This is a genomic window from Chryseobacterium sp. HNCC26DJ241 (genome assembly GCF_057180505.1).
Genome location: NZ_JBXUGL010000097.1, coordinates 1 through 286 on the forward strand (window position 1 = coordinate 1; position 286 = coordinate 286).

General features: G+C 43.7%; 1 protein-coding gene. It reads right to left on the bottom strand.

Annotated elements, in window-relative coordinates:
* On the bottom strand, positions 1-286 hold a 286-nt coding region (locus tag AC2A1C_RS15900), incomplete at both ends, for a hypothetical protein (protein WP_484026915.1).

A 286-nucleotide genomic window follows, 5' to 3' on the forward strand; every position in this document is an offset into this window, starting at 1 on the left:
CCACCGGTGTAGGTATAGGTGAGATCGTCAATTTTTAAAGCCAAAGCACTTTTGGCTTTCCAAGCAAATCTTTTCAGCTTAATAATGTTTCCGTTCAGATCATACTGGTCGATGATCTCATTGTTGGTTCCTTTGGACGGATTGTACGGATCCTGATAAAATCCTGCCAATAAACGATTAAGTCCGTCGTATACATATCCGTAACGAAGCGGAGCGGAATAAGGAGTTCCTCCCGTTACATCCACGGCATTCCAGTCGATTTCGGCAATGTTGCCGTTGTATTTGG